Genomic DNA, 26,621 nt, shown 5'->3' with positions numbered 1-26,621 from the left:
GTCCAACCAAGGGTTGGTTCACTGGGCTTTCTATCACCCTCATCGCCTCATCCCTGATCCCGCAAGGTGGGGAACAAGAGGACATCGCGGATGGAGGCGCTGTTGGTAAGCAGCATCACCAGGCGATCCAGACCGATGCCGAGGCCGCCGGTGGGGGGCATCCCATACTCCAAGGCTTCCAGGAAACCCTCATCCATGGGATGAGCCTCGTCGTTACCCTGGGATTTCTCCCGGACTTGGGCTTCAAAGCGCTCCCGTTGATCCAGGGGATCATTCAGCTCGGTAAAGGCATTGGCATGCTCCCGGCCGACGATGAAGAGCTCAAAACGGTCGGTAAACCGCGGATCTTCTTCATTCTTGCGGGCGAGGGGAGAGATCTCCACCGGATGCCCGTAAACAAAAGTGGGCTGGATCAGCTTCTCCTCCACTTTCTGTTCAAAAAATTCATTGACGATGTGGCCGAAGGTCATGCCCGGCTTCAGCTCCACTCCCTGCTCCTGAGCCAGAGAACGGGCTTTCTCATCCTCCATCTCCTGCCAAAAATCGATGCTGGTGTATTCCTTCACCAGATCCACCATATGCTTGCGCGCCCAGGGTTTGCCCAATTGGACGGTGTGTTCCCCGTAGTGAAGGGTGTCACTACCCAGCACCTCCCGGGCGACATAGGTGATCATCTTTTCCGTCAGGTCCATAATGTCATGGAAATCAGCGAAAGCTTCATACAGCTCCAACATCGTAAACTCCGGGTTATGCCGGGTGGAGATGCCTTCGTTGCGGTAGACCCGGCCGATCTCGTACACCTTCTCAACTCCGCCGACAATCAGCCGCTTCAGATGGAGCTCGATGGCAATCCGCAGATACAGTTCCATATCCAGTGCATTATGATGGGTGATAAAGGGACGGGCTGCCGCACCGCCAGGGATGGTGTGCAAAGTGGGCGTCTCTACTTCCAAATAGCCTTGGCCATCCAGATACCGGCGGATGGAGCTGATGATGTGACTGCGGGTGATAAAGGTCTCTTTCACTTCCGGATTCATGATCAGATCGAGATAACGTTTGCGGTAACGGAGTTCCACATCTTTCAACCCGTGGAACTTCTCCGGCAGGGGCCGCAGGGATTTGCTGAGAAAGGTGAGTTTCGCCGCCTTGACGCTGGTCTCTCCCCGGTTGGTCTTGAAGACCATGCCGGAGATACCTAGCCAGTCCCCCAAATCTGAAGTGGATAGAGTTTCATAATCCTCTTCTCCGACTTCATCCTTGCGGACATAGATCTGGATGCGCCCGCTCTGATCCTGCAGATGGGCAAAGGTGGCTTTCCCCTGCTTCCGCTTGGAGACCAGCCGGCCGGCGATCACCGCTGCCTGCTGCTTCTCCTCGATCTCCTCTTTGCTCAAAGCATCAAAGGCATCGAGAATCTCCCGTGCATGATGGGTCCGTTCAAATTTGCCGCCGAAAGGATCGATTCCCCGCTCCCGCAGTGTATCCAGCTTGTCCCGTCGCACCTGAAACAGTTCGTTCAACTCTTCTTCTTGATTCATGATAACCATCTCACTCCTCTAAAGCGGCGATGCTCCGTTATTCTCCTGTATAGTCAAAATTCATCCGTTTCAATCGATGAAAGTGCCGTCACATCCGAGAACCTACATCCTATGAACCTGTTCAGGCGGGTTGCTGTTTGGAACGCGCTTCCCACTGCTCCACAAATCCGGTCAAGACCTGGGCCATTCCCTCCCGAGTGGTCTGTTCATTCACCTGATCCTTGATCCGGGCCGCTCCCCGCATGCCCCGCAGGTACCAGGAAGCATGCTTGCGCATCTCCCGGACGGCGACTTCTTCCCCACGGAGGGCGATCAGCCGGTCCATGTGCAAGAGGGCGATCTCCACTTTTTCCTGGGGAGTGGGTTCCGGAAGCAGTTCTCCTGTGGACAGGTAATGGATCGTCCGGTACAGCATCCAGGGATTGCCCAGGGCGGCACGACCGATCATCACCCCATCGCAACCAGTAGTGTCCAGCATCCGCTTGGCATCCTGAGGCGTCTGGATATCCCCGTTGCCGATCACGGGGATTTGCACCGCTTCTTTCACTTGGCGGATGATGTCCCAGTCAGCTTTCCCGGTGTACATCTGTTGCCGGGTGCGCCCGTGCAGGGAGACGGCTTGTGCTCCCGCCCGTTCCAGCGCCTTGGCGTTCTCCACCGCATAGATATGGTCTTCATCCCAGCCGGTGCGCATCTTCACTGTCACCGGTTTGTCGACGACTTCCACCACAGCAGAGACCATTTCTTCAATCTTGTTGGGATCCAGGAGCCAGCGGGCACCGGCATCGCACTTGATCACCTTGGGCACGGGACAACCCATGTTAATATCGATAATGTCGGCATTGGTCAGTTGGTCCACCACCTGCGCCGCTTCCACCAGACTCTCCTTGTCCCCGCCAAAGATCTGGAGGGAGAGGGGTTTCTCCCGTTCGTCCACCTGCAGCATCCTTTTCGTCCGTTCATTCCCATGCAGGATCGCCTTGTCACTCACCATCTCCGCACAGACCAGCCCTGTGCCAAACTCCCGGGCGATCAAGCGGAAGGCTGGGTTGCAGACGCCGGCCATCGGGGCCAACACCACATTGTTCTCTGTCTCGATCGGTCCGATCTTCAACTTCATCGGTTGCATCTGAAACACCTCCTTTTAGCCGCTCCGTAGGGTCCTATCCTGCATCTGGGACGATGGGGTGGGGCTTCACATTGCGGCGCCCAAGTTCTGCCGATTCCAAGACGGCTCCCTATGAATCCCCTAATCCTCCCTGTGAACATTTGCTTCTAGATCGTTCGTTACCTGCGCCAGGGTGAGTGGGTCGCTGCATGGGACCACATCCTCGGGGCTTCCCATCTCCTCCCGCCACTGGCCGACGGTTTTTCCGGTTCCGGGGACCTTCACTTCCCTCGCAATCTCCGCCAAGGGGATCAGGACAAAGGGACGCTCGATCATGCGGGGATGAGGAAGGATCAACTTCTCTTCCTGCAAAATCTGGTCGCTATACAAGAGCAAATCCACATCGATCGTGCGTGGACCCCATCGCACCCGGCGCACTCGATGAAGTTCCTGTTCCACTTGCAATAATTCCCAGAGGAGAGACTCTGGGGACAAGGTCGTCTGGATTTCCGCACATAGATTGAGAAAGTAGGGTTGATCAAGGAAACCCACCGGTGCTGTCTCATACAGCGAAGAGAGCTGGGTGAGTTGAATCCCTTCTCGCCGGTGCAAGCGGAGGAGCGCCTCCTCCAGCTGAAGCCGGCGGTCTCCCAGATTGCTTCCCAGACCGAGGTAGGCAGTCACGGTCTGGTTCATCGCGGTTGCCTCCGCTGGATCTCTACTCCGACAGACTGGTAGTAGCCCGGAATCGGCGGATCCGGTTTGGTGACCCGGACTTGCACCTCTTCCACCGGAAAACCAGTCAACAAGCGATCGGCGATCCGCTCCGCCAAAGTTTCCAGCAAGGCATAGGTGTTCCCCTCCACCTCGGCCTGCACCGCCTCATACACCTCGGCATAGTTCACCGTTTGCCGGAGATCATCTGTCTCTGCCGCTGCTTGGAAGTGAAGGCCCAATTCCAGATCGACGAGAAACCGTTGCCCCAGCCGGTTCTCCTCAGGGAATACACCATGATAAGCATAAAAAGCCATTCCGTTGAAAAAGATCTTGTCCATCAGAGATCCCCTCCAGCGGAAGCATTCACCATGGCATCCGTCATACGAGAGAACCGGACCATCTCTTTCACATCGTGAACACGCACCATCCGGCAACCCTTGGCAATCCCCAAGGTGACCGTCGCCCCGGTCCCTTCCACTCGCTCTTCCACCGGCAGATCCAGGGTACGTCCGACCAGGGATTTGCGAGAGGTGCCGAGGAGAACGGGAAAGCCCAGTTCCACGATCTGCTCCAGATGGTTCATTACCGTCAGATTTTGCGAATGGGTCTTGCCGAAGCCAATCCCCGGATCAAGGATGATTCGCTCTTCTTTGACTCCCGCCCTGCGGGCGATGTCCACACATTCCATCAAGTCGGCACAGACCTCTTCCATCAGGGAGTGATAACGGGCTTCCTCCCGATTATGCATCAGGATTACTGGTACATCCAGTTCCGCTGCGGTTCGGGCCATGTCGGGGTCTTTTTTGCATCCCCACTGATCATTGATGATATGGGCACCCGCTTCCACCGCCTGCCGGGCCACCTCCGCCTTGGTGGTGTCGATGGAGATAGGTACGTCGATGGTTTGAGATAGTTCACGGATGACAGGGATCACCCGTTGCAACTCCTCCTCCAAGGAGACGGGAGTATATCCCGGTCGGGTGGATTCGCCTCCCACATCGATCAGGTCGGCACCATCCGCCACCAGTTGCCGAGCGCGGTTCATCGCCGACTCCATCTGATGATACTTCCCTCCGTCGGAAAAAGAATCGGGAGTAATATTGAGAATCCCCATCACCACAGTACGTCGGTCTGTGGGCAAGGTAAAGGCACCGGCCTGGATCGGCCGGAAGGGAGTTAGCGTCGTTTGTGTCAAGGGTTCTCTCCTCCACATCGGCTGGAATCTATATCCTTGGCTGACAGCGGTCTGCCTCCCGTAGGCCTGCTGTCATGTTGTGATTGATTGCACAAAACCCTTCCCCCAGTTTACAACAAAACCGGCGGGGAAAAAAGGTGTCCTTTCCCCTTCCCCTCGCCCCTTTCAACAGGAAAAAAGCCCCGCTCACGCGGGGCCAGATCCAGCCTCACTCTTCAAATTGGTACAGCTGAGTGGTCAAGTAGCGCTCCCCATTGCTGGGGATCACTGTCAACACCCGTTTGCCTTCTCCCAACCGGCGAGCCACCTTCATAGAGGCGGCGACAGCAGCTCCAGAGGAGATCCCCCCGAGGATCCCTTCTTCCCGGGCCAGCCGGCGAGCCCATGTAAAAGCTTCTTCGTTGTCGATGGTGATCACTTCATCATAGATCTCCCGATCCAGAATCTCCGGGACAAACCCGGCTCCAATCCCCTGGATCTTATGGGGACTGGGTTGGCCACCGGAGAGGACAGGAGAAGCGGTGGGTTCCACTGCGACGATATGAATATCGGGAATCTGCTCTTTCAGAACTTTCCCGACACCGGTAATGGTTCCGCCGGTGCCCACCCCAGCTACAAAGGCATCCACCTGGCCGCCCATCTGTTTGATGAGCTCCGGCCCCGTCGTCTCTGCATGAATCTTCACGTTGGCCGGATTGTTAAACTGTTGCGGCATGAACACATCCTGGCGGGTAGCGGCCAACTCTTCTGCTTTGGCGATGGCTCCCTTCATCCCCTCGGCTCCAGGTGTAAGCACCAGTTCCGCCCCATAGGCCCGTAGGAGGTTGCGCCGTTCCATACTCATAGTATCCGGCATCACCAGAATCGCTCGATACCCCTTGGCCGCTGCGACCATAGCCAACCCGATTCCCGTGTTTCCACTGGTAGGCTCCAGGATCGTATCCCCTGGCTTCAATTCCCCCCGTTCCTCTGCGTCTTCGATCATGCTAAGGGCGATCCGGTCTTTCACACTGCTCCCAGGGTTGAAATATTCCAGTTTCAGATAGATGTCAGCGTCTGATTTGCCTACAATGCGATTCAACTTCACAATAGGGGTTTCCCCGATGAGATCAGTAATGCTGTTGGCAACGCGCATAATGGCCTCCCCTTTTTACCAAGTAGTTCGGTTGGTATTTATGGTTTTATCGTACCAATCCGCCCTCGCTCTGTCAATTTCAAGTTAGCAACGGGTTTTCCTCTCTATTTTCTTCCTCCCCAGCCCCACTCATGCCCCCAAAAAGAAAACAGCCCGAGTCCACTGGATGTGGATCGGACTGCATCGTACTTTTCAATTGGCCTCTTGCACCAATTTCTCCAGATCCGGTTTGGGCACCTGGTAAACTTCATTACAAAAATGACAGATCACTTCCGCTGATCCCTGCTCCTCGATCAATTGTTGTAATTCATCCTTGCCCAGACTGCGCAAGGTATTTTCCACCCGCTCTCGGGAGCAGTGACAGTGGAAGCTGAGGGGTTGCTGTTCGTTGATTTTCAGACTGTCCCCCAGGATTCGGTAGAGAAGATCCTCGGGACGGTCTCCTTTTTCCATCAATTGCGTGACGGAAGGCATGTGCTGGATCCGTTGTTCCAAGTCTGCGATCAATTGTTCTTCAGCACCGGGCATCAGCTGAACGATAAAGCCGCCGGAATGGAGGATCCCTCCATCGGGAGCCACCAGGACCCCCACTCCCACAGAGGAGGGAATCTGTTCCGAGACCGTCAGGTAATAGGTGAAATCATCCCCCAGCTCTCCGGAGACCAAGTCGACGCTCCCTTGATAGGGCTCCTTTAGACCCAGATCTTGAACCACACTCAGGGTTCCTTGGCCCACGCCCCCACCCACATTCAACTTTCCCTGGGCATTGTGAGGCAGATCCACCACCGGATTTTGCACGTAGCCCCGAACCCTTCCCCCAGACTCCACATCGACCAGGATCTGCCCTAAGGGGCCATCCCCTTGGACTCGGATCGTCATTTTGTCGGAGTCATTTTTCATCGCCATCCCCATCATCGCTCCCGCCGACACCGTTCGTCCCAAGGCGGCGCTGGCGATAGGCCAGGTTTGATGACGCTTTTGCATCTCATTCATCATGTCGGTGGTCACACAGGCAAAAGCCCGTACAAACCCCTGATATGCGGTGCCCCGGATCGCGTAATCCTGTACTGCGGTCATTTTGACATCCTCACTTTCCGTCGACTGTGAAAAAACACGCCATGCAGAGTCCCGTTCACCTCAATTGGAATTCCGATCGTAGATCATTTTCAATCCCTTCAGTGTAAGCAAGGGATCCACTACATCAATGGTGCGGGTCTCTGCACAGATCAGCTCCGCCAGTCCCCCGGTGGCAACCACGGTCGGTGGTTTCTTCATCAAGGCTTTCATCCGGGTGACAATCCCATCCACGGTCCCCACATAGCCGTAGTAAACGCCGGCTTGAACCGCCTTGATGGTGTTCCGTCCGATCACGCTCTCAGGTTGGACGATTTCCACCCGGGTGAGCTGGGAAGCCCGTTGATACAAGGCCTCTGCAGAGATGGTGATCCCAGGGGTGATCGCCCCTCCGACATAATGTCCTCTCTCATCGATAAAGCAGAACGTGGTCGCTGTCCCGAAATCGACCACGATCACTGGCGCCCCAAACCGACCGATGGCAGCAACGGCGTTGACGATGCGGTCGGTGCCAACCTCCCGGGGATTTTCATACTGGATATTGAGTCCCGTCTTCACCCCAGGCCCGACAATCAACGGCTGGACCTGAAAATATTTTCGCGTGAGCAATTTCAGGACATGGGTGAGAGGAGGGACCACAGAACAGATAATGATCCCGTCAATCTCCTCCAATCGGATCCCCACATGCCCAAACAAATTTTTCAGCCGCATGCCGTACTCATCTTCTGTAGACTGCTTATCCGTTTGGACTCGCCAATGATAGAGCAGTTCATCCCCTCTGTATATGCCAAAATCAATGTTGGTATTACCGACATCCATCGCCAGAAGCATTCAGCAGTCCCCCGCTTTTGGGATCCAGGTCACAGGAGTCCATCCCGGATCCTGTCAAAACAATCCCGATACCCTTCCCGCAGCATCCACGTCCATACCCAGGGCGGCAGGTTGTTTGGGCAGACCCGGCATGGTCAACATATTCCCCGTTAGCGCAACTAGAAAACCTGCTCCCACAGAAGGGCGCAACTCCCTCACATGGAGAGTGAAATGCTCCGGCCGCCCCAGTAACGCCGGGTCATCAGAGAGGGAATACTGGGTCTTGGCCATACAGATCGGTAATTGCTCCCATCCATTGGCTTCAATCTCCTCCATCTGTTTCTCCGCCTGGGGACTGTATTCCACCCCCTCGGCTCCGTAAACCTGGCGAGCGATCGCCGCGATCTTGGTCCGAATGGGTTGGTCCAGATCATATTGAAATTGCAGATGGGAGGTACCTGACTCCGCCAACTGAACTACTTTTTTGGCGAGGTCCTCTCCGCCGGCACCCCCGTGCTCCCAGACTTCCGTTAGGGAGACAGGCACCCCTCGCTCTTCGCACCATTGACGGATCAATTCCAATTCTTCCTCCGTATCCGTGGGAAATCGGTTGATCGCCACCACATGGGCCAGACCGAAGTTCCGCATCGTCTCCAGGTGGCGTTCCAGGTTGGGCAGCCCCTGGCGTAAAGCAGCGAGATTTGGGGTTTGCAGATCCTTCTTCGCCATTCCGCCATGCATTTTCAAAGCTCGGACCGTAGCTACAATCACGGCCACATCCGGCTGGAGATCGCCGATGCGACTTTTGATGTGGAGAAACTTCTCCGCCCCCAGGTCCGCCCCGAATCCCGCCTCCGTCACGGTGTACTCCGAGAGTTTCAGGGCATGACGAGTAGCGACCAGACTGTTACAGCCATGAGCGATGTTGGCGAATGGGCCTCCGTGGACAAATGCCGGTGTGTTCTCCAATGTCTGAACCAGGTTGGGACGAATCGCATCTTTTAGAAGGAGTGCCGCTGCTCCCTGCACGCCCAGGTCGGCTACAGTCACCGGGGAACCGTCCCAACGATAGGCGACTAGAATCCGACTGATCCGTTCCTTCAGGTCTTCCAGATCCCGAGCCAGGCACAGGATAGCCATCAGCTCCGAAGCCACAGTGATGTCAAACCCGTCCTCCCGTGGCATCCCATGGGCTTTACCTCCCAGTCCTACCACAATATGGCGCAGAGCCCGGTCGTTCAGATCCAACACCCGTTTCCAGAGAATGCGCCGAGGATCGATCCCCAGAGAATTCCCCTGATGAAGATGGTTGTCGATCACCGCAGATATGGCGTTATGAGCGGAGGTAATCGCATGAAAATCCCCGGTAAAGTGAAGATTGATCTCCTCCATGGGCAACACTTGCGAGTACCCGCCGCCAGCAGCTCCCCCTTTAATCCCCATACTGGGGCCAAGGGAGGGTTCCCGCAGGGCGACAGCGGCTTTTTTCCCAATCCGGTTGAGTCCCTGACCGAGACCGACTGTGACGGTGGACTTCCCTTCCCCAGCAGGAGTGGGACTGATGGCGGTAACCAGGATCAACCGTCCGTCAGGACGAGATTGAATCCGGTCCCAGACTGCCGAGGAAATCTTGGCTTTGTACTTACCGAACAGCTCCAGGTCCTCTTCCTCCAGCCCTAAGCGAGCAGCGATCTCTCCAATCGGTTGCATCATTGCCTCTTGGGCGATTTCAATGTCACTGGGGATCTTCTTCTCCGTTTTTTTGGTCACCAATTCAGCATGCTCCTCCCATTCCTGATTCAACGGCTGGCCGGTAGCTCTCTGAGATAGGTTATACGGATGCTGCCACTTTTACACCATATCCGCGCCAGTTTAAACCTCTGCCTCTTCCTGTACATGGAAAAACGGATTGCCGGAACATTGCGATTCACCCTGGTTTCAACGGCCCTCCTGCCCTGATCATCATGGCTATTTTAGCATATCCATTTCCATAGGGTCGATCAACCGGGTCGCCTGCCCTGACAATATTCCAGGATAAAAAAGACGCCCCCGTGGGGGCATCTCTGGGTAAAATCATTTATTTCTGCTCATCCTCGGAATCCTTTTCGTCTGCGGACTTCTCCTCATCGGACTGACTCTGAATATGAACGTCGATGGGTTGATCCAACTTCCCGTTGTCCATCAATTGACGGATCTCGTCAGCATCCAAGGTCTCTTTCTTGTAGAGAGTCTCAGCGAGCAGTTCCAGTTTATCCCGTTTTTCAATCAGGATATCCTTCGCCTTCTGATAACAACTGCTGATCATTTCCTGCATTTCCATATCGATTTCGTGGGCGACGGCATCGGAATAATTCTGCTCATGACCAAGGTCCCGACCCAGGAAGACCTGACCCTGACTGCGCCCAAATTGCATCGGAGCCAATCGTTCACTCATCCCGTACTCGGTGATCATGCTACGCACGATACTGGTCGCCTTTTCGAAGTCATTGGAAGCGCCGGTGCTCACTTCGTTGAAGACCACTTCTTCAGCCGCCCGCCCCCCCAACAGACCGGTCACCCGATCCAGCAACTCACTTTTGGTCAACAGCATCCGGTCTTCCTTAGGCAACATCACCACGTATCCCCCTGCCTGTCCCCGAGGGACGACGGTGATTTTATGAACTGTCTCCGCGTGCTCCAGGAAGTACCCCACTACGGCGTGACCGCCTTCGTGGTAAATGATCGTCTTCTTTTCCTTCTCGCTGATCAGGCGGCTCTTCTTCTCCGGTCCGGCGATCACGCGGTCGATTGCTTCATCCACCTCGGCCATCGTCACTTTCCGCTTACTACGACGAGCCGCCAGCAGTGCTGCTTCGTTGAGCAAGTTTTCCAGATCAGCCCCGGTAAACCCAGTAGTGCGTTGGGCGATGGTTTTCAGCTTGACATCATCAGACAAAGGCTTGTTCCGGGCATGAACTTTGAGCACTTCTTCACGACCCTTAACATCCGGACGATTGACCGTGATTTGACGGTCAAAGCGTCCAGGACGAAGGAGAGCCGGATCGAGGATATCCGGGCGGTTGGTGGCCGCCATCATAATAATTCCTTCGTTGGCCCCAAACCCATCCATCTCCACCAGCAATTGGTTCAAAGTCTGCTCCCGCTCATCGTGACCGCCACCCAGTCCGGCACCCCGTTGGCGTCCGACGGCGTCGATCTCATCGATAAAGATAATACAAGGAGCATTTTTCTTCGCTTGTTCAAACAAGTCGCGAACGCGAGAGGCTCCTACCCCGACAAACATTTCAACGAAGTCGGAACCACTGATGCTGAAGAAGGGAACGCCGGCTTCACCGGCCACAGCCCGGGCCAAGAGAGTTTTACCTGTTCCCGGAGGGCCTACCAACAGCACTCCCTTGGGAATACGGGCACCCACAGCGGCAAATTTGCGGGGGTCCTTGAGGAAGTCGACCACTTCCACCAACTCGGTCTTCTCTTCATCGGCTCCAGCCACGTCTCCAAAGGTGACTTTCTTCTTCTCCTCGTTGTACATCTTGGCTTTGCTCTTGCCGAAGTTCATTACCCGGTTGCCGCCACCCTGGGCATTGCTGAATAGAACAAAGAAAAGAAGAAGCATGATGGCAAAGGGAATAATCGAAGTGAACAGCGTAAGCCAGATGGAGTCGCTCTTCGCCTTCTCGACCGTTGTATTGACGCCAGCCTTTTTCAGGTCCTGAATAACGGTACTGCCTTCTCCGTAAGGACCATTGGTCGTAAATGTCTTGTTGACCCCTTTGCTGTATTTCCCTTCAATATGGTAGGTGCCCCCTTCCGGGCGCACGGTCGCTTCTGAGATCTTGCCCTGTTCCAGCTTTTGCTGGTACTTGGTATAGGTTAACGTTTCCGTCTCCGTACCGGGGTTCCAAAATAGGTTTGCGATCCCGACGGTGACAAGGATGAGTAGTATATACAATCCGGAATTCCGGAAGATGGTTTTCATCCTTGGCCTCCTCTCAGAAATACCACTTTCATTATTTTACCACACTGGATTATGGGTTCTCAACTTCCCGCGGAGAGCGTTATGAAAAAGTATTGCCAGGAAAGACCGGGAAGTTTCCTCAGCAAAGATTTAGCGTCGAAATGTACCCTTCTAATCGCTGTAAACACTTTCTTTCAGCACACCGATATAAGGCAGATTCCGGTATTTTTCTGCATAGTCCAAGCCGTAACCCACCACAAATTCATCAGGGACCGCAAAACCGAAATAATCCGGTTTTAGCTCGGCAGTGCGCCGTGCGGGTTTATCCAACAGTGTTACCACTTTGACGGAAGCTACATTCCTGCGGCGCAACAGATCGAGCAAATAACTCAGAGTCAGTCCACTGTCGATGATATCCTCCACCACGATGACATGACGCCCTTCCACAGTCGTGTCCAAATCCTTTACAATCCGGACGACGCCAGAGGAAGAGGTGGAGGTCCCATAGCTGGAAACCGCCATGTAATCCATCTCCAGATCGGTATCCATCGCCCGGACCAAATCACTCATAAACGGAGCCGCCCCCTTCAGCACACAGATGCAGAGGGGGTTTAAGCCGCTGTAATCCTTGGTCAGTCGGGCGCCCAGTTCTTTCACTTTTTCCTGGATTTCAGATTCGGACAACAGTACATCTCGGATGTCTTCGTGCATGGAAACCTCCCGGAAACAAAAGTATGTATACCGTTTTTCACCTTTGCATCAAGGCTCCCTCTGATCTGGAGCAGGACTGGCCCACTGCCACTCCAGACACAGAAAACGACGAGTTTCTTCTGTTACTCTCCCATGTCCAGAACGGACTACACCGGGAACCCAGATCACTTCGGCCCCACAGGTGAGCAAGGGAATTTCGTCGCGGAGACGGCGGGGGACTTTGGCATCGATCAGGGCGTCCTTCACTTTTTTTGTCCCTTTCATGCCCAGGGGTTGAACTCGGTCCCCAGGTCGCCGCGGACGGACGACTGGGGCTTGTTCCAGTAGATCGAGGTCGAAAACAGCGCGATCTTTCGTCGGTGAAAAAGGGGGCTGGGAGTCGGTCCAAACCCGGATTCGACCGGCGGGATAGCGTACCTCCCCCGGAATCGGAAGTGGGGCGGGAAGCTCTTGTTCCCCCGCTTCATCCCGAGTGAACGACGCTGTCTTCAAAATCCGGAGCCGTTGATAGTTCCGCTGCGCCCGGACATCTTTGGAAAGGGCAGTTTCTCCCGAAGGATCCGAAGACAGGGCCAGTTTCCGAATTCTTTCCACTCCGTCAAGGGTGACTGTTTCATTTTCATCATCTTCTACAAGACAATTTAATATTAGTTTAATCACCCTTCTTTGTAAAGCGACTCCCAGTTCCAGAAATTGCGGAATATCCACCTCAACCCCATCTGGCCCGTGATCGGTGATGACAGACTGCGCTTTTTTTTCCAGCAATCGAGTCCAGTGCTCCTCTTCATCCGCCGCTAGGTCCGCCAAGCGGAAAAGCACTTCTTTGACTCGGGGATTGTAAGTTTCCAGTTCAGGGAGAAGGTGGTGCCGGATGCGATTCCGGGTGTGGCGGAGATCTCGGTTGCTTTCATCAAAACGCGGGGTGAGTCCGTACCGCGTACAATAAGCTTCCACATCGGAACGCCAGACTTCCAACAGGGGACGGAGGATCCGGAGCCCCCGCCACTCCCGGGTAGACGGGATCCCGGCCAAACCTGCCGGTCCGGTTCCCCGGATCAGTCGCATCAGCATCGTTTCCACTTGATCATCCGCTTGATGGGCCAGAGCCAAATACTCCGCACCGATCTTCTCGGCCACTCGGTGGAAGGCGTCGTAACGGAGACTCCGGGCTACCGCCTGTTTGTTACCACCAGTTTGCGCGAGGACTTGTCGGACTGGCACCGATTCAACGTAACAGGGGATCTTCCACTCTTCACAGCAGGTTCGAACATACTTCTCATCCCCCAGACTGTTTTCCCCCCGCAAGCCATGATTCACATGAACCGCCGCCACTTTCCAACGGTGGGAAGGAGCCATCTGGGAGAGGGCGTGCAGAAGCGCGGTGGAGTCCGGTCCGCCAGATACTCCCACCAATACCGAGCTCCCCTCGGGAAGCATGTGATGGGTCAGGATGGTCTTCTTCATCTGCTCCAGCATTGTGATCCTCCCGCTATTTTTACGACTCCAGTAACACATATTCAGTAGAAATCCCGGGGAACCGTCTTCCCCGGGTCATATCCCTGTTCAACCCACTTTCAAAAAATCCTACCTGAGGCCCATTGTAGCCTATTTGTAAAAGCGGAATCAATTCCGTAAAGCTTTTTTTGCAACATCCGTCACAAACCCGCCACAGGTTCCCGCTCCACCCGGTTCACTCCCGGAATGCGAATTGTGGCCCATTCGGGCACATAGGTTTCCACCTTGGACACGACCACGGTCATGTCATCTTCGATCTCTCCATCATGATGCCGGATCACTTGCTCCAACAAGCAATCGGCAAACCCCTGCGGATCCTTGGTTTTGATATCGGCGATCAATCGCTTCATGCATGCCTCCTTGTTGGATGCATGCCGAGGAGCATCATAAATGCCGTCGGTCATCATCACCACCAGATCCCCTGGTTGCAGCTGAAACTCTACTGGCTCCACATCGATATCGTTCAAAATCCCCAGCGGCAGATTTCCAGCGGCGACCATCATCACCTCGTTCCCCCGTTTGACAAAGCCAGGGGTGGATCCGATTTTGAGAAAGCGGGAGCCTGCTGAATTGAGATCGACCATGGCCAGATCGATGGTAGCGAACATCTCGTCTGTAGATCGCAAACTCAAAATGGAATTGATCGTCTCCACAGCCTTATCTTCCTTCATCCCCGATTGGAGTAGCTTTCGCAACAGTTGCAGAGCTGCGCTGGACTCTTGCTGGGCCCGGGTTCCGTTTCCCATTCCGTCACTGATGGCGACGGCGTATTTCCCGGTTCCCACATTCATGTAACAATAGCTGTCACCCGACAGCCAATGTCCCCCCTTGGCCGCCCCAGCTACCCCGGTCTTCATCTCGAAGCGTTGGGCAGAACCTAGCGTGACGACCGCTCCTGCGGAACGTCCCTGAACCACTTTGCGTTGCACAGTGATCGGTTCACCCACAATTTCCGTCACCAGCGGCGCCACTAGCTTTCGGCACTCATCCAGAGCATCGGTGTGAGGTAGGGCAACCTCGATTTCCACCTTTCCTTCTTCCAGATTGATCACTTCTACCCGCTGAATGGATAAGCCCAGATCCTCCAACGCCTGGTGAATCTGCTCCTCCTGGGCAGCCATCACATGGGTTTCGTTTCGGATCTCCGCCGCCAACCCTTCCATCACCTCAGAAACCCCTTCCAACTGTTCCGAGACGATGCGACGCGTCTCTTTCAGTTTGTCCCGCCACAACATCTCTTGCTCATAGGTGCCATAGCCTTCCCGGATCAGCTGGAGTACCTTATCAGCCTTGACACAATGCTCAGACCAGGCTCGGGGGGCACGCAGTGCCTTCTCTGGGCCGTTCATCTCCACCATAGCCATCAGATCCGTCATCCCGTTGTAGGTGGAGACAAACTTCTTCTCCCAGCATTGTCGATACAGATGGCAGCTGCGGCAGGAGCGATCCATCACGTCATCGATAAACCGGTTCATATGTTGTTCATCATCATTTAGGCTCCCTGTGGCATCTTCCTGGAAGCTGCGAGCCATTTCGCTGAACAACTCGGTAAATTGCTCCACTTTGGCTGCAGTCACATCACGCAGTCGCCGGGTATACTCCTGGCGGACCGATTCGTTTTCCGAGGTGCCCGGGACCAGACGGGCGATGAGATCCACCACTGCCTTGGGAGTGAGGAGAAAGAGGAGCATCGCCAAGACCGTCTCCTGCAGGGAGATCCAGATATCCTGGGTACCTCCCCCATAGAGCGTGAGGACTAAAGTACCCAAGACAAACCCGATCGCCACCCCCCACCGCCTCATCTCTTTGAACAAGCCCGCCAGTAGTCCGGCAAAGGCTAACAAACTGATCTGCGCCATGGCCTTGGGATCCGCCAAACTGAGAATCATGCCGGTGACAACCCCCACCGAGGCTCCCAGCATCCCACCGCCCACCCAGGCTAGCATCATGATCAGATACCGGGACACCACATGAACCACAGACAGATCTGCCACCTTCCACCCTAGCATCCCGGTGATCACCGACCCCGCCAGGATCATGAGGCAGACGATCTCCTCATGGCGGAGGGAGAATTTCTTTTTACGCAGGGTGAATAAAGGCAAGGACTGGACAAAGATAAACGTCAGGATGAAGGAGAGCAGGACATCCACTCCCGCCAACATCCCGGTGTACGAGGTCCATCCTTCCAGATAGAGGCGGAGGAGGTGGGCCCCGGCGGCGGTGGTCAATACCACGAAAGGAGCGAAGTTGAGGTGTCCCTTTCCCATCAGGTGAAACACCTTTTGCATGACTAGAAACCAGATCGACACCCCTGCAATCCAGGCCCCCTGTCCCGTCCCCAGAGTGGAAGCACCAAGGATGAGGGCAATCATGGAAAGCGGCCATTGACGCCGTGTCAGATGAATCACGACTCCCATATAAGCCAAAGCGAAGGGCGAGATCGTATCCAGAATCATCGCCCGTCCCAGAAGAAATCCCATCACGATGACCGGCAGATTCCAAGTGTTCAGGAGCCTGCTCTGCCAGGTCCGAAGCTCGGTTCGATCCAAAACCAGCTTTTGCAGAGTACGGGAAAGATAAGTTCCCAATCCGGCGGTCAACATCTGCATATTTCATCCATCCCTTCGTCGGTTCAGCGTCCGGTTGGTTGGCTTGTCCGGAACGTGTGGAACCCATTATAGCGAGGGTTTCCAGATAAGTTTGTCACAATTGCTGAACCTGAGAAAAAAGTTTCCGACATTTTTTCGGGATGGAAATTCACCTGTTTCCCTTATTAAGAAAAAGCTCGTTTTCACTCCTTCAAAGGGGACCGTACGTTCTTATTTCGATGTCGATTTACCGCTCTCTTTCATTGCCTGTTTCTGTCGAGGGCAGGCGAAGATCCGAGGAAATCGACAAAACTTCCAAAAAGAATCCCTCCTGCGACACCGGGAGGAGACAAAAAAAGCCCCCCGGTCAGCTTGACCAGGGGGCATCCAAGGCGGCTTCCCATCACAACCCAGGGGCTGGATCCTGAATTCCCCACCTCCGGATCCGGCCTTCCTCCAGACAACCTAGGGCCCCTCACTTTCCCTTCGGGGACTCCGGCAGCGGAAACATCCGGGCCTCATGGAGATATTTCGGAATAAAGGAGCGCTTGGTCTGCAGGCGGATCATTTTGTCCAAGGTCCGCAGGGAATGGACCTGCTGCTTCCTTTTTAATTGTCCCTTCTCAATGGCAGTCGCAAATTCATCCACATCGATCAAATGATACCTTCCATCGGGGTAGACGAGTAAATCGAGTAGAAGGTCCACCATCACATAGCGCAACCGACCCACCTGCCGCATTTCCATCACATCACAGTAGTAATAGAGAAATTCCCCGGAACGGTGGAACACTTTGGAGATGGTGTAGCCTTTCTTCACAAAATAATAGGTCAGAAAGATCCGCTTGCCGTCAGGATTGGGATACTGGGTAGCAAAGCAGTGCCTCCCTTGCCAATCCCGCACCTTTTCCGTATACGATTTGTTGATCGTCGTAAATTTGATTTTTTTTATGGTAACATCCACAATACCACTCCTACATACCCGGATACTCCCGAATGCCCGGGTCCGTCTTAGGATTCCCCAAGGGTTTGGCGGGCAGTACCGCGGAGTCGGATGTACCCCGGACTCCTGAAGAAAAAGAAAAAAGGCGAATCAATGCCCCCTTTTCCTCCGATCAAGGGCCTGAACCTCGCCTTCGTCTGGTAGCGGCGGAGGGTCTCGAACCCCCAACCTCACGGGTATGAACCGTACGCTCTAGCCAGTTGAGCTACGCCGCCACGTCAATAGGGGAGGAATCCGGATTTCGGGGGTTGTTCCCAAAGGAACCCGAACCCCTCACCCTCATTTTTTCAGTTGGTTGCGGGGGCAGGACTTGAACCTGCGACCTTCGGGTTATGAGCCCGACGAGCTACCGGCTGCTCCACCCCGCGTCAATCACAAATTTTATTATACTAACGGGCGGCGGTGATGTCAAGGGGAGTTTTTAGAGAGTTTTTTTTCTGCTGGGGGAGGATAGATAAGGTATCGGGAACGCAATTGCCGGAATTCTTTCAGCTCCTTCTTCCAGCCTGCTACGATTTTTTTAGCTGGGACCCCTGCGTCGATCTGTTTGCGCACCCGATCCGAACCGGTCAGTTTGTCGATCCAGTGGTCACTCCGCCACTGAAAGTGATCCGGATACAATCGCCGGGTCTCCTGAATGATCGTCAATCCCGTCCATACCGGGGAAAAAACATCGGGATCCTCTACATGCACCTGAACCCCACCTACGGTCTCCCCTTTGTATTTAGAGAAAGTGGGATTGAAATAGGCTTCCCGAAAGGAGACACCGGGCAAGCCGGTCTGGTTGAGGGCCTCAGCCAGTTCCCATCCTTTGATATAAGGGGCTCCCACCAGTTCAAAGGGACGGGTCGTGCCTCTCCCCTCGGACAAGTTGGTCCCTTCGATCATTCCGGTGCCGGGATAGACCTGTGCCGACTCTAGGGTGGGCATGTTGGGAGAAGGTAGAACCCAGGGGAGGCCTGTATCCTCAAATCGATCCGATCGCTTCCAACCTTTCATCGGAATCACTTGGAGATCACCCGAATCCGTTAGAAACTCCCCGTGAAACAAGCGAGCGAGCTCCCCGACGGTCATTCCGTGCCGCTGGGCAATCGGGTACAGACCGACAAAGGAGCTGTACTCCGGTTTCAACACCGGCCCCTCCACTTTCATGCCCCCAAGGGGATTGGGCCGATCCAGGACGATCAAGGTCTTGTCCGCCTGGGCCGCCGCTTCCATGGTGTAGGCCAGAGTGTATATATAGGTATAAAAACGGGTGCCCACATCCTGGATATCAAAAACCAGCACATCCACTCCGTCAAAAAGGGGAACCATCTCCTCCGGCTTTTTTCCGTAAAGGTTGACAAAGGGTAATCCGGTCCGAGGGTCTTCCTCAGTTCCTGGAGTGTCTCCGGCCTGTTCCGTGCCCCGAACCCCATGCTCCGGCCCATACACTTTCACCACCTGGATCCCCGCATCCAGCATCGCATCTAGGCCGTGGCGATAATCCGAGGTCACGCCTGTCGGATTGGTGATCAGGCCTACCTTTTTTCCTTTGAGACGTTCCGGATGTTGCAAGAGAATCTCCAATCCCGTCTTCACCCGCTGAGGCTTTGCCTTTTTCCCGTCGGCCTGGGAGCCGATCAATCCGAAGATGAGGATAAAAGCCAAACCTGTGCACAACCCACTCTTCCACATCTACATTCGCCCCTTTCCTCCAGGAGTCCCATCGACTCTTTTTTCGCTGTCACCCGCTCATCCGAAAGCCCGGATCTGAGGCCGGACCGGTCAGGATACAGACGTTCCATGTGATCCCCCCTGTGCCCCTATGGGTACGGATTCCCTACGCCATTCCCCCGGATTGGTTTTTCGCTTCCCTATTCTCCTTCTTCGAAGGGAAGAAAATCCCTCTTCCTCTCTTGCAAACCGAATTCTGTATTGTAAAATGAACATTAGTTTTGGCTGAGAGTGGGGTAGGTCACTTATGCAATTGAAAAAGCTGACACCTGTTCAGCTCTTGATCCTGATTTATTTTTCTGCATCCATCCTGTCCAGTTTTCTTCTCTGGCTTCCCATCTCCCACCAGCCGGGAGTGGAGTTGAGTTATCTGGACTCCCTGTTCACTGCGGTGAGTGCCATCAGCGTGACCGGCCTGACGGTGGCGAATACGGCAGATACCTTCAGCCCGACAGGCATCATTCTGATTATGGCTATGATCCAGTTCGGCGGCGTCGGATTCATGACCGTGGGCACCTTTTTGTGGATGGCTACAGGACAGAGAATCGGAATCCAGCGGCGGCGGATGATCATGCTGGACCAAAACCGTTCCGACCTGGCCGGTTTGGTTCGATTGATGCGGGATATCCTGATCATCTCCCTGGCGATCGAGGCCCTGGGTGCAGTACTTATGGGGATCTACCTTCACTTGGTGTATGGCTACGGATGGAATGCCATCGCTTATGGTGCATTCAGTTCGCTGTCTGCATATACCAATGCGGGTTTGGATATCTTCGGAGATTCCCTGATGGGATTCCGAAATGATGGTTTTTTCCTTGCTCTGAACATGGGGTTGATCGTGGCTGGCGGAATCGGCTTCCCTGTTCTAATCGAACTGAAGGAGTGGTTTGCCTCCCGGAGCCGCCGAAATTTCCATTTCTCCCTGTTTACCAAAATCACGGTTACCACTTATATCGGTTTGCTCCTCCTGGGAATGGTTGGGTTGTGGTTGCTGGAGGGGCAACACCTGTATGCTGGCCAAGGGTGGGGACAAGCTTTTTGGAACTCCCTTTTCTTCTCTGTCACGATGCGAAGTTGTGGGTTGACCATCCTCGACCTGAATGATTTTACAGTCTCATCCCAACTCTTCCTCTCTCTTCTGATGTTTATCGGTGCCAGTCCCTCTAGCGTCGGTGGCGGAATCCGGACCACCACCTTAGCCGTGGTGATTCTGGCCATTATCGGATACGCTCGGGGCCAGCACCATATCCGGATTTTTCATCGGGAATTGATGGACAAAGATATCCGCAAAGCTGCCATCATCTTTTCCATCGGCATCCTCTTGGTCGGGCTGGCCACCATCGCCGTGACCGCTCTGCAACCGCAACAATCCCTGAATAGCATCATCTTTGAAGTCAATTCCGCTTTTGGTACCACTGGTGCTTCTCTGGGAATCTCTGCGGAACTGTCTCCCCTCACCAAAGGAATTCTCATGGTGTTGATGTTCGTAGGCCGGATCGGCATCCTGCCCATCCTGTTCCTGTTTCGGGGCAAGACCCCACCGGACCCCTACCGCTACCCCCGGGAACATCTGATCATCGGCCATTAAAGAAGGTCTGATAACCGAAAACAAGCCATCTGCATCAGAGCAGACAGCTTGTACATTTATTGGAGATCCGACACATCCAGTATTTCCTCACCCGGCTTGCCATACCCCATCTTTCGCGCCAGCTCGAACAGATAGTCCTCATCCTGAAGCCGGCGGATCTCCTGCTTCAACCCCTTCCGCTCCTTCTCTAATGAATCCAGCTCCCGCCTTTTCTCCGCCAAGGCCGCCTCCTTCGAGTGAACCGCCTGAGTCTGAATGATCCATTCGCTTCCACTCCACAGGAAGAAAATGAGCATCAAGACCAGCCAGATTCGCCGACGCAGGCGAACTCGGCGCGGTAGAGGAGGGCGCCGGGAGGAAGAGGGGGGAGTCGACGGAGCAGATGGGGTGGAGTGGAGAGAAACCACATTCTCCTTTGACCCTCTGTAATTCATCTGAATCCATCCCTTTTCTATACCGCACGATATCAGTAGAGGTCAGCTACTCCTCATCATCCTTACCTTTTCCCGAAAACCACCCCTGGATCGTGCGGGAAAATTGGACAACAGGCCGAAAAATCGGTTCCAATCGGCGGGCCCAAGGGGCTACGATCGGTTGCAACCATCGACCCAAGGGAGAGAGTATCCAGAGTGGAATCCGCAAGATCCATAGGAGCACGCGGAATCCCAGGACCAACAATTTCTTCAGCAGAACCCCTACCGCAACCACCGGACGCCATACCAGCATCAGAAACAACCGCAGAAAAAAGCGGAGGATCTGTTCCACAGCATGGACGCCCCATTCAATCCCACGCCTGGCCGCACTTTCAAACCAAGTGTGGTAGGCCAACCAACCGATGAGGATCGCGGCAAAGATATAAAAACGGAGTTCTCCCCAATTACTCCACATCAGAAGAGAAAAGACGAGTCCTGCCGAAACGGCCCAGTAGAGCAAATCCACCAGAGAGACGGCCCATCCTCCCAGCCGAAACCGGCGGGAGAGGACCCGGTACAAGTCCAGCATGAACCCCATCAGCCAGCCCGACCCCAACATGAGGCCGAGGGTGAGCCACTGGGTTTGAAGCATCACCGGAATAACCTGCCCATCAAGCTTTTGCCCCGTTCGGACCGGTGATGTCCATCATCCAGGTAGCTCATCTCATAAAAATCCCCTTCAATCGTCACTTTCCCCTGTTCCAAGTCCAGGTTTTTGATATGGAGATTGGTCCCCCGAATCCCGAGATAGCCGCACTCCGTCTGTAGCAGGAACTCCTCGCTATCGAAGCTATCCACACCTGTAACGCCAGTCACATCCAGGGTGTTCCGGTCGACCAGCACCACTTCGTGATGGGCCGTACCAGACAGATACAATTCCTCCGCCATTGGCATGTACCCCCTTTACGATACATGGTATGACGGAGGACAAGGATTAGAACTGCTCCCGCTCAGGAACCGGTATGACCGGCCCCACTATCTGAAACTCTCTCCAGTACCGTATACAACTCATCTGCTTCCGACTTCCGGGTGGTCTCTTTCAAGGATTCTACTCGTACTCGAAGGGACTGATGGCCGAAGCGGATAGCCACCTCATCCCCCGCCACCAGAACCGTTCCCGCTTTGGCTGGCTTTCCGTTCACTTCCACCCGCCCCTGATCGCATACTTCTTTGGCCAAGGTCCGCCGCTTGACTAAACGAGACACTTTAAGAAACTTATCCAGACGCATGTTATTTGACCGCTTCCTTCAGCCGGGTTCCCGCCTTAAAAGCCGGCACAGTGGACTCAGGGATCTCGATGGCGGCTCCGGTCTGGGGATTGCGGCCACTGCGACTGGACCGCTTGCGGGTTTCAAAGGTGCCAAAGCCGATCAACTGAACTTTTTCCCCGGAACCCAGGGCGTCGGTCACTTCCTCTAAAAATCCGTTAACAACGACTTCCACGTCTTTTTTGGTCATTCCACTTTTTTGCGCAATGCTGTGGATCAGATCATTTTTATTCATTTGGAATCCTCCTTCAGACCAGTGTGGATTATACTTTCTGGGAAAAAGGTGAAACTCCTGCCCCTATACGCGATTCATTCAAATATTCCTCGGTCCTCGCCCCTCTGCTTCTTTGGCCTGCTCCCACCAGGCATCCAGTTGCGTCAGGGAAAAGTCTTCCACTGGACGGCCCATGCGACGGGCCTCGGCCTCGATATGATGGAAACGGCGAACAAACTTGCGACAGGCCTCCAGCAGAGCCTGTTCCGGATCGACTTGGAGGAATCGGGCCAGGGAGACCACTGTGAAGAAGAGATCCCCCACTTCCTCCTCCCGTTCCCCGGGAGCCGCCGCTAACACCTCTGCCAGTTCCTCCTCGACCTTCTCCCCCACCTCTGCTGCGCTATCCCAGTCAAAGCCAACTCTGGCCGCCTTTTTCTGTAACTTGAGGGCACGTTCCAGCGCCGGGAAAACCTCTGGGACTCCTTCCAACAGGGATCGTTCCTCCCCACCTCGTTCCTGGGCCTTGATCTCTTCCCATTTCTGTTTTACATCCGTCTCATCTTCCGCTGACTCCTCCCCGAACACATGAGGATGGCGTCGAATCATTTTGTCTGCCAGATTTTTTGTCACATCCCCAATCGCAAACTCTCCGGTTTCCGATGCGATCTGAGCGTGAAGAAGGACCTGCAGTAACACATCCCCCAGTTCATCCGCCATCCCCTCTGGGTCCCCTGCAGCAACGGCTTCCAGAAATTCATAAGCTTCTTCCAGCAGATAGGGCCGGAGACTTTCATGGGTCTGCTTCTGATCCCAAGGACATCCCTCGGGAGAGCGGAGATAGGCAATAATCTCCACGAGCGTAGAGAATTGCCGGTGCAGGACATCCGGATCCGATGAGGGAGGGATATAAATCGTACTCAGATTGCCAAACCGTTCTTCCCGATCGAGAAGATAAAGAGGAATTTCCTCTACATGCTCCTGCCCGGACACCCCCGCCGCTGTCACCACCGTCACAGGCGTCTCATCGGGATAAACCTCCATCAGTGTCAGTTTCACCTCTGAGGCGACCCTCCGATCGTAAACCTGGGTGATCAGCTGATGCACACGGGGGTGGATTGCACTGGCTTCCAGGGCGGTTCCATCCAGGAGGAGAAAGCCTTCCACCGGGTCCACTCCGACACAGGTGAAGGCGGCATCCAGAAAGCTGGCGCCCCCTTTCACCTCCACCGAAACCCCATGTTGTTCCTCTTCCAGCCGGAGAATCTCCACTGTTTTTTCCGCCACCATCGGGTGGCCGGGGACCGCATAAACGACATTCCCTTCTTGAGCTCTCGCAAACAACTGATCGGCAATCTCTCGATAAACACTAGGGAAATCCGTCTGCTGTTCATAGACAGAATCAAAAGTTCGGTAGGAGATCCCCTCATTTTTCAGCCAGGAGACGACAGGGTGCCTCCCCGTTCGCAACCATAGATCTTCCGCTTGGCTAAGCAAGCGAAATACCCCTAGGGAAAGCCCTTCCTCATCTCCCGGCCCGAGACCGACCACTGTGATTTTTCCCAACCCGGATCACCCCCTGATTATGATTTCAGTAAATGAAACCTCTCCATCCAAGGAATCAATTTGCCGCCGACTTTAGGAACCCGCTCCAAGTCCTGACGTCGAACCACGCCCAATCCAGGCAACGCCACTCCATATACCGCCGCTCCTGTTAGCACACCCGCCAGAGCAGTCACAGTCATGGACAAACGGGGATTCCACCCCGCCGTCAACCACTCGATTCCCGCTACCACCCCCCAGACCACAATCCCCATAACCAACATGGTCAAAAGTAGCGGAACCTTTGCCGATCCCAGTCTGAACAGGAAACCGACCCGTCTGCGGATGGCCCACAGGTTGAGTAGAGCGGCGGAGGCATAACCCAGAACCGTAGCCAGGGCGGCTCCCCGGATATCCAACGCTGGAATCAGCAGTGCATTCCCCACCAGCTTCACTCCGATTCCGATACCCAGGTGACAGGCGGGCAACCCCACCCGGTCCATCCCCTGAAGGATGCCAGCGGAGGTCATGGTCAGCGTAGAAAAGAGAGTGGTCATTGCCAGGATCGCCAATGCTTCCGAACCGGCACCGTCCTTGTAAAGCATCACATTGGTAGGATAAGCCACTAAGGCAAGTCCGAGAGAAGCGGGCAGACCCATGAGTAAGGTCAAGCGGAGCGCCAACGCCGACCGATCGGCAATTTTTCTCTTGTTTCGCAAAGTATGTGCTTCGGCGATCACCGGCACAATGGACAAGGACAGGGCCGTGGCAAAAAAAGAGGCAAACTGGATCAAAGGTTGCCCCCGGTCATAGATCCCCTTCCATTCCACCGCTTGAGTTGAGCTCCACCCCCCCGCCTCCAATAAATTGGCGACAGTAAAAGAATCCGCCAGCGAGAAAAGGGGCAGTACTAACGCACCCAAGGAGATGGGGATAGACAGCACCACCAGACGCCGCACCAGATTTCTTGGGGATTCCCGAGAAACGGAGGAATGAGAGGAAGGGATCTTGTCCATCCGCTTCCGGCTGCGATGCCAATAAAACAACAGCACCAGCAGTCCCGCCACCGCACCGGTAAATGCTCCGAATACTGCACCAGTACCGGCAAAGACCACTCCGTAACCCTCCGCTGTGAACCACCAGGCCAGTGTAAGGATGGTTACCACTCGAACCCCTTGCTCCACCACTTGTGATACAGCAGTCGGGGTCATATTATGACGTCCCTGAAAATAACCCCGGATCACCGACATGATCGGAACCACTAACAATGCGGTAGAGACAGCTTGAATCGGCAAGGTGAGCAGTTCCCGACTGCCCATCCACCCCGCCACAACCGGAGCGCCCCCATACAGGAGAAAAAACATAACCAGTCCTGACAGGCTCAGAATCACCGAAGTGACACGAAAAATTCGCTGGGCTCCCTCTTCATCCCCCCAAGCCAGTCGTTCCGACACCAGTTTGGAGACCGCGATGGGAAAACCGGCAGTCGCCACGGTCAACAAGGTGCTGTACAGGGGATACACTTGTTGATAGACGAACATCCCTTCATTGCCGGTGATATTCTGATAAGGGATCTTATAGATGGCTCCGAGGAGCTTAGTGATAAAAGCGGCGACTGCCAAGATGGCAGCCCCTTTCATAAAAGACTGTTTCCCCTGCTCCATCATGTCCCCCTTTCTCTACTCTACCTCTGAGAAGGTGGTAAATCGGTCGAGGGGGTACCCAGGGGCCCTCATCTGACCCCTCAACCATTCTCAACACATTTAAATAATACAACATCCAGAAGGTCCGATTCATCTCCAAGCGGAAAAAAGCAGGCATTCCGCCTGCCCCAGATCATATTGATATTTTCCTCTCCACAGAACTATTGCTCCATCTGCTTTCCCAGAAAGGAGGCGGCTGTGGAGGCCAGTTTCAATTCCAACTCCCCCATCTTGTTTCCTTCCTCTTTGGACAGGAGAATCACAGCACCAATCGGGTCTCCCCCTGCATTGATGGGAACAATCACGTAGGATTCATACTCCTCTGGCGAATCCTGGATCAACTCCACTCGCGTGGGAGTGGTTTCCTGTTGAGGCCTCCGTTGATCCATAGAGGTCTCCACCACACCCCCAATGGGCTTTTCCAGATATTCTTTTTTGGAAGCTCCAGCGACGGCAATCACCGAGTCCCGATCACAAATCAAGGTGATATGCTGAATGCTCTCAAACAAAGCCTCTGCGTATTCCTTGGCAAAGTCCCCCAACTCCCCGATCGGGGAATATTTCTTCAGAATCACTTCACCGTCTCGATCGACGAAAATTTCCAGTGGGTCTCCCTCACGGATGCGAAGGGTTCGGCGAATCTCCTTGGGAATCACGACCCGTCCGAGATCGTCGATCCGACGTACGATGCCGGTTGCCTTCATGGGTCTGGTTGCCTCACTTTCACGATAATTTGCTCCGAATCAGGCCGCGTCTCTTTCCTGCTCT

Annotated in this window: 24 protein-coding genes and 2 tRNA genes; 1 reads left to right on the top strand and 25 read right to left on the bottom strand. The window is 54.6% G+C overall.

Annotated features, from left to right (window positions below; genetic code table 11):
- Positions 1-47: 47 nt before the first annotated feature.
- The 17 genes from lysS to JOD24_RS10295 all read right to left on the bottom strand — a co-directional run bounded on the left by lysS (position 48) and on the right by JOD24_RS10295 (position 19,026).
- The gene (gene lysS / locus JOD24_RS10375; protein WP_429246884.1) at positions 48-1,547 is read right to left on the bottom strand and encodes a lysine--tRNA ligase; all 1,500 of its coding nucleotides are present in this window, start codon (positions 1,545-1,547) and stop codon (positions 48-50) included.
- 112 nt (positions 1,548-1,659) lie between these two features.
- Positions 1,660-2,667, bottom strand: a complete 1,008-nt coding sequence (gene dusB, locus JOD24_RS10370; RefSeq protein ID WP_429246883.1) for a tRNA dihydrouridine synthase DusB — start codon at positions 2,665-2,667, stop codon at positions 1,660-1,662.
- Positions 2,668-2,787: 120 nt separating this feature from the next.
- A complete protein-coding gene (gene folK / locus JOD24_RS10365; RefSeq protein WP_429246882.1) occupies positions 2,788-3,342 on the bottom strand; it encodes a 2-amino-4-hydroxy-6-hydroxymethyldihydropteridine diphosphokinase in 555 nt (184 codons plus the stop codon).
- Positions 3,339-3,701 (bottom strand): dihydroneopterin aldolase, encoded by a 363-nt coding sequence (folB, locus tag JOD24_RS10360; RefSeq protein WP_429246881.1) that lies wholly within the window; start codon positions 3,699-3,701, stop codon positions 3,339-3,341. Before folB ends, folK begins: the two co-directional genes overlap by 4 nt.
- Positions 3,701-4,576 (bottom strand): dihydropteroate synthase, encoded by an 876-nt coding sequence (folP, locus tag JOD24_RS10355; RefSeq protein WP_429246880.1) that lies wholly within the window; start codon positions 4,574-4,576, stop codon positions 3,701-3,703. Before folP ends, folB begins: the two co-directional genes overlap by 1 nt.
- Positions 4,577-4,766: 190 nt before the next feature.
- On the bottom strand, positions 4,767-5,693 hold the full coding sequence (cysK, locus tag JOD24_RS10350; RefSeq protein WP_429246879.1) for a cysteine synthase A: 927 nt from the start codon (positions 5,691-5,693) through the stop codon (positions 4,767-4,769).
- 192 nt (positions 5,694-5,885) lie between these two features.
- Entirely contained in the window at positions 5,886-6,770 is an 885-nt protein-coding gene (gene hslO / locus JOD24_RS10345) for an Hsp33 family molecular chaperone HslO (protein WP_429246878.1), read from the bottom strand.
- 60 nt (positions 6,771-6,830) lie between these two features.
- The gene (locus JOD24_RS10340) at positions 6,831-7,598 is read right to left on the bottom strand and encodes a type III pantothenate kinase (protein WP_429246877.1); all 768 of its coding nucleotides are present in this window, start codon (positions 7,596-7,598) and stop codon (positions 6,831-6,833) included.
- A gap of 54 nt (positions 7,599-7,652) precedes the next feature.
- Complete coding sequence (locus JOD24_RS10335) at positions 7,653-9,350, bottom strand: formate--tetrahydrofolate ligase (protein WP_380166374.1); 1,698 nt, start codon at positions 9,348-9,350, stop codon at positions 7,653-7,655.
- Between the two features lie 304 nt (positions 9,351-9,654).
- On the bottom strand, positions 9,655-11,556 hold the full coding sequence (gene ftsH / locus JOD24_RS10330; protein ID WP_380166376.1) for an ATP-dependent zinc metalloprotease FtsH: 1,902 nt from the start codon (positions 11,554-11,556) through the stop codon (positions 9,655-9,657).
- Between the two features lie 150 nt (positions 11,557-11,706).
- Positions 11,707-12,246 carry a hypoxanthine phosphoribosyltransferase gene (hpt, locus tag JOD24_RS10325; protein WP_380166378.1) on the bottom strand — a complete coding sequence of 180 codons (540 nt, stop codon included), beginning with the start codon at positions 12,244-12,246 and terminating at the stop codon, positions 11,707-11,709.
- 48 nt (positions 12,247-12,294) lie between these two features.
- A complete protein-coding gene (gene tilS / locus JOD24_RS10320; RefSeq protein ID WP_429246876.1) occupies positions 12,295-13,722 on the bottom strand; it encodes a tRNA lysidine(34) synthetase TilS in 1,428 nt (475 codons plus the stop codon).
- Positions 13,723-13,901: 179 nt separating this feature from the next.
- Positions 13,902-16,370 carry a stage II sporulation protein E gene (gene spoIIE, locus JOD24_RS10315; RefSeq protein ID WP_380166382.1) on the bottom strand — a complete coding sequence of 823 codons (2,469 nt, stop codon included), beginning with the start codon at positions 16,368-16,370 and terminating at the stop codon, positions 13,902-13,904.
- 454 nt (positions 16,371-16,824) lie between these two features.
- Positions 16,825-17,310 (bottom strand): DUF402 domain-containing protein, encoded by a 486-nt coding sequence (locus JOD24_RS10310; protein ID WP_380166384.1) that lies wholly within the window; start codon positions 17,308-17,310, stop codon positions 16,825-16,827.
- A 177-nt stretch (positions 17,311-17,487) separates the two neighbouring features.
- Positions 17,488-17,564: transfer RNA gene (locus JOD24_RS10305), tRNA-Met, on the bottom strand.
- 77 nt (positions 17,565-17,641) lie between these two features.
- Positions 17,642-17,717 (bottom strand) — tRNA-Met (locus JOD24_RS10300).
- Positions 17,718-17,757: 40 nt separating this feature from the next.
- Positions 17,758-19,026, bottom strand: a complete 1,269-nt coding sequence (locus JOD24_RS10295; RefSeq protein ID WP_380166386.1) for an exo-beta-N-acetylmuramidase NamZ family protein — start codon at positions 19,024-19,026, stop codon at positions 17,758-17,760.
- A gap of 286 nt (positions 19,027-19,312) precedes the next feature.
- On the opposite strand from JOD24_RS10295, the gene JOD24_RS10290 reads away from it, so the two are divergent.
- Positions 19,313-20,653, top strand: a complete 1,341-nt coding sequence (locus JOD24_RS10290) for a TrkH family potassium uptake protein (protein ID WP_429246875.1) — start codon at positions 19,313-19,315, stop codon at positions 20,651-20,653.
- 56 nt (positions 20,654-20,709) lie between these two features.
- Here the strand turns inward: JOD24_RS10290 and JOD24_RS10285 are convergent, their stop codons facing one another.
- From JOD24_RS10285 to spoVT, 8 genes are all read right to left on the bottom strand, one after another.
- Complete coding sequence (locus tag JOD24_RS10285; protein ID WP_380166390.1) at positions 20,710-21,087, bottom strand: FtsB family cell division protein; 378 nt, start codon at positions 21,085-21,087, stop codon at positions 20,710-20,712.
- Positions 21,088-21,133: 46 nt separating this feature from the next.
- Entirely contained in the window at positions 21,134-21,718 is a 585-nt protein-coding gene (gene yabQ, locus JOD24_RS10280; RefSeq protein WP_380166468.1) for a spore cortex biosynthesis protein YabQ, read from the bottom strand.
- Positions 21,718-22,014: a sporulation protein YabP gene (gene yabP / locus JOD24_RS10275; RefSeq protein WP_380166392.1), complete on the bottom strand. Its 297-nt coding sequence runs from the start codon at positions 22,012-22,014 to the stop codon at positions 21,718-21,720. The genes yabQ and yabP overlap by 1 nt, the downstream gene beginning before the upstream one ends.
- 62 nt (positions 22,015-22,076) lie before the next feature.
- Positions 22,077-22,355, bottom strand: coding sequence for an RNA-binding S4 domain-containing protein (locus JOD24_RS10270; protein WP_380166394.1), 279 nt, complete (start codon positions 22,353-22,355; stop codon positions 22,077-22,079).
- A 1-nt stretch (position 22,356) separates the two neighbouring features.
- Positions 22,357-22,629 carry an HU family DNA-binding protein gene (locus JOD24_RS10265; protein ID WP_380166396.1) on the bottom strand — a complete coding sequence of 91 codons (273 nt, stop codon included), beginning with the start codon at positions 22,627-22,629 and terminating at the stop codon, positions 22,357-22,359.
- A gap of 78 nt (positions 22,630-22,707) precedes the next feature.
- Positions 22,708-24,174 carry a bifunctional methyltransferase/pyrophosphohydrolase YabN gene (gene yabN, locus JOD24_RS10260; protein ID WP_429246874.1) on the bottom strand — a complete coding sequence of 489 codons (1,467 nt, stop codon included), beginning with the start codon at positions 24,172-24,174 and terminating at the stop codon, positions 22,708-22,710.
- A 17-nt stretch (positions 24,175-24,191) separates the two neighbouring features.
- Positions 24,192-25,814: a putative polysaccharide biosynthesis protein gene (locus JOD24_RS10255; RefSeq protein ID WP_380166400.1), complete on the bottom strand. Its 1,623-nt coding sequence runs from the start codon at positions 25,812-25,814 to the stop codon at positions 24,192-24,194.
- Between the two features lie 200 nt (positions 25,815-26,014).
- Entirely contained in the window at positions 26,015-26,557 is a 543-nt protein-coding gene (gene spoVT / locus JOD24_RS10250) for a stage V sporulation protein T (protein WP_380166402.1), read from the bottom strand.
- Positions 26,558-26,621 lie beyond the last annotated feature (64 nt).

Origin of the sequence: Kroppenstedtia sanguinis, from assembly GCF_050433445.1 — a bacterium.
Classification (GTDB): Bacteria; Bacillota; Bacilli; order Thermoactinomycetales; family DSM-45169; genus Kroppenstedtia; species Kroppenstedtia sanguinis.
This window is presented reverse-complemented; position numbering and strand designations above follow the sequence as displayed.

What these genes read in the sequence shown, in the direction of transcription:
- lysS (WP_429246884.1), bottom strand. Translation starts at nt 1,547, where the DNA reads ATGGTTATCATGAATCAAGAAGAAGAGTTGAACGAACTGTTTCAGGTG.
- dusB (WP_429246883.1), bottom strand. Translation starts at nt 2,667, where the DNA reads ATGCAACCGATGAAGTTGAAGATCGGACCGATCGAGACAGAGAACAAT.
- folK (WP_429246882.1), bottom strand. Translation starts at nt 3,342, where the DNA reads ATGAACCAGACCGTGACTGCCTACCTCGGTCTGGGAAGCAATCTGGGA.
- folB (WP_429246881.1), bottom strand. Translation starts at nt 3,701, where the DNA reads ATGGACAAGATCTTTTTCAACGGAATGGCTTTTTATGCTTATCATGGT.
- folP (WP_429246880.1), bottom strand. Translation starts at nt 4,576, where the DNA reads ATGTGGAGGAGAGAACCCTTGACACAAACGACGCTAACTCCCTTCCGG.
- cysK (WP_429246879.1), bottom strand. Translation starts at nt 5,693, where the DNA reads ATGCGCGTTGCCAACAGCATTACTGATCTCATCGGGGAAACCCCTATT.
- hslO (WP_429246878.1), bottom strand. Translation starts at nt 6,770, where the DNA reads ATGACCGCAGTACAGGATTACGCGATCCGGGGCACCGCATATCAGGGG.
- JOD24_RS10340 (WP_429246877.1), bottom strand. Translation starts at nt 7,598, where the DNA reads ATGCTTCTGGCGATGGATGTCGGTAATACCAACATTGATTTTGGCATA.
- ftsH (WP_380166376.1), bottom strand. Translation starts at nt 11,556, where the DNA reads ATGAAAACCATCTTCCGGAATTCCGGATTGTATATACTACTCATCCTT.
- hpt (WP_380166378.1), bottom strand. Translation starts at nt 12,246, where the DNA reads ATGCACGAAGACATCCGAGATGTACTGTTGTCCGAATCTGAAATCCAG.
- tilS (WP_429246876.1), bottom strand. Translation starts at nt 13,722, where the DNA reads ATGCTGGAGCAGATGAAGAAGACCATCCTGACCCATCACATGCTTCCC.
- spoIIE (WP_380166382.1), bottom strand. Translation starts at nt 16,370, where the DNA reads ATGCAGATGTTGACCGCCGGATTGGGAACTTATCTTTCCCGTACTCTG.
- JOD24_RS10295 (WP_380166386.1), bottom strand. Translation starts at nt 19,026, where the DNA reads ATGTGGAAGAGTGGGTTGTGCACAGGTTTGGCTTTTATCCTCATCTTC.
- JOD24_RS10290 (WP_429246875.1), top strand. Translation starts at nt 19,313, where the DNA reads ATGCAATTGAAAAAGCTGACACCTGTTCAGCTCTTGATCCTGATTTAT.
- JOD24_RS10285 (WP_380166390.1), bottom strand. Translation starts at nt 21,087, where the DNA reads ATGAATTACAGAGGGTCAAAGGAGAATGTGGTTTCTCTCCACTCCACC.
- yabQ (WP_380166468.1), bottom strand. Translation starts at nt 21,718, where the DNA reads ATGCTTCAAACCCAGTGGCTCACCCTCGGCCTCATGTTGGGGTCGGGC.
- yabP (WP_380166392.1), bottom strand. Translation starts at nt 22,014, where the DNA reads ATGGCGGAGGAATTGTATCTGTCTGGTACGGCCCATCACGAAGTGGTG.
- JOD24_RS10270 (WP_380166394.1), bottom strand. Translation starts at nt 22,355, where the DNA reads ATGCGTCTGGATAAGTTTCTTAAAGTGTCTCGTTTAGTCAAGCGGCGG.
- JOD24_RS10265 (WP_380166396.1), bottom strand. Translation starts at nt 22,629, where the DNA reads ATGAATAAAAATGATCTGATCCACAGCATTGCGCAAAAAAGTGGAATG.
- JOD24_RS10255 (WP_380166400.1), bottom strand. Translation starts at nt 25,814, where the DNA reads ATGGAGCAGGGGAAACAGTCTTTTATGAAAGGGGCTGCCATCTTGGCA.
- spoVT (WP_380166402.1), bottom strand. Translation starts at nt 26,557, where the DNA reads ATGAAGGCAACCGGCATCGTACGTCGGATCGACGATCTCGGACGGGTC.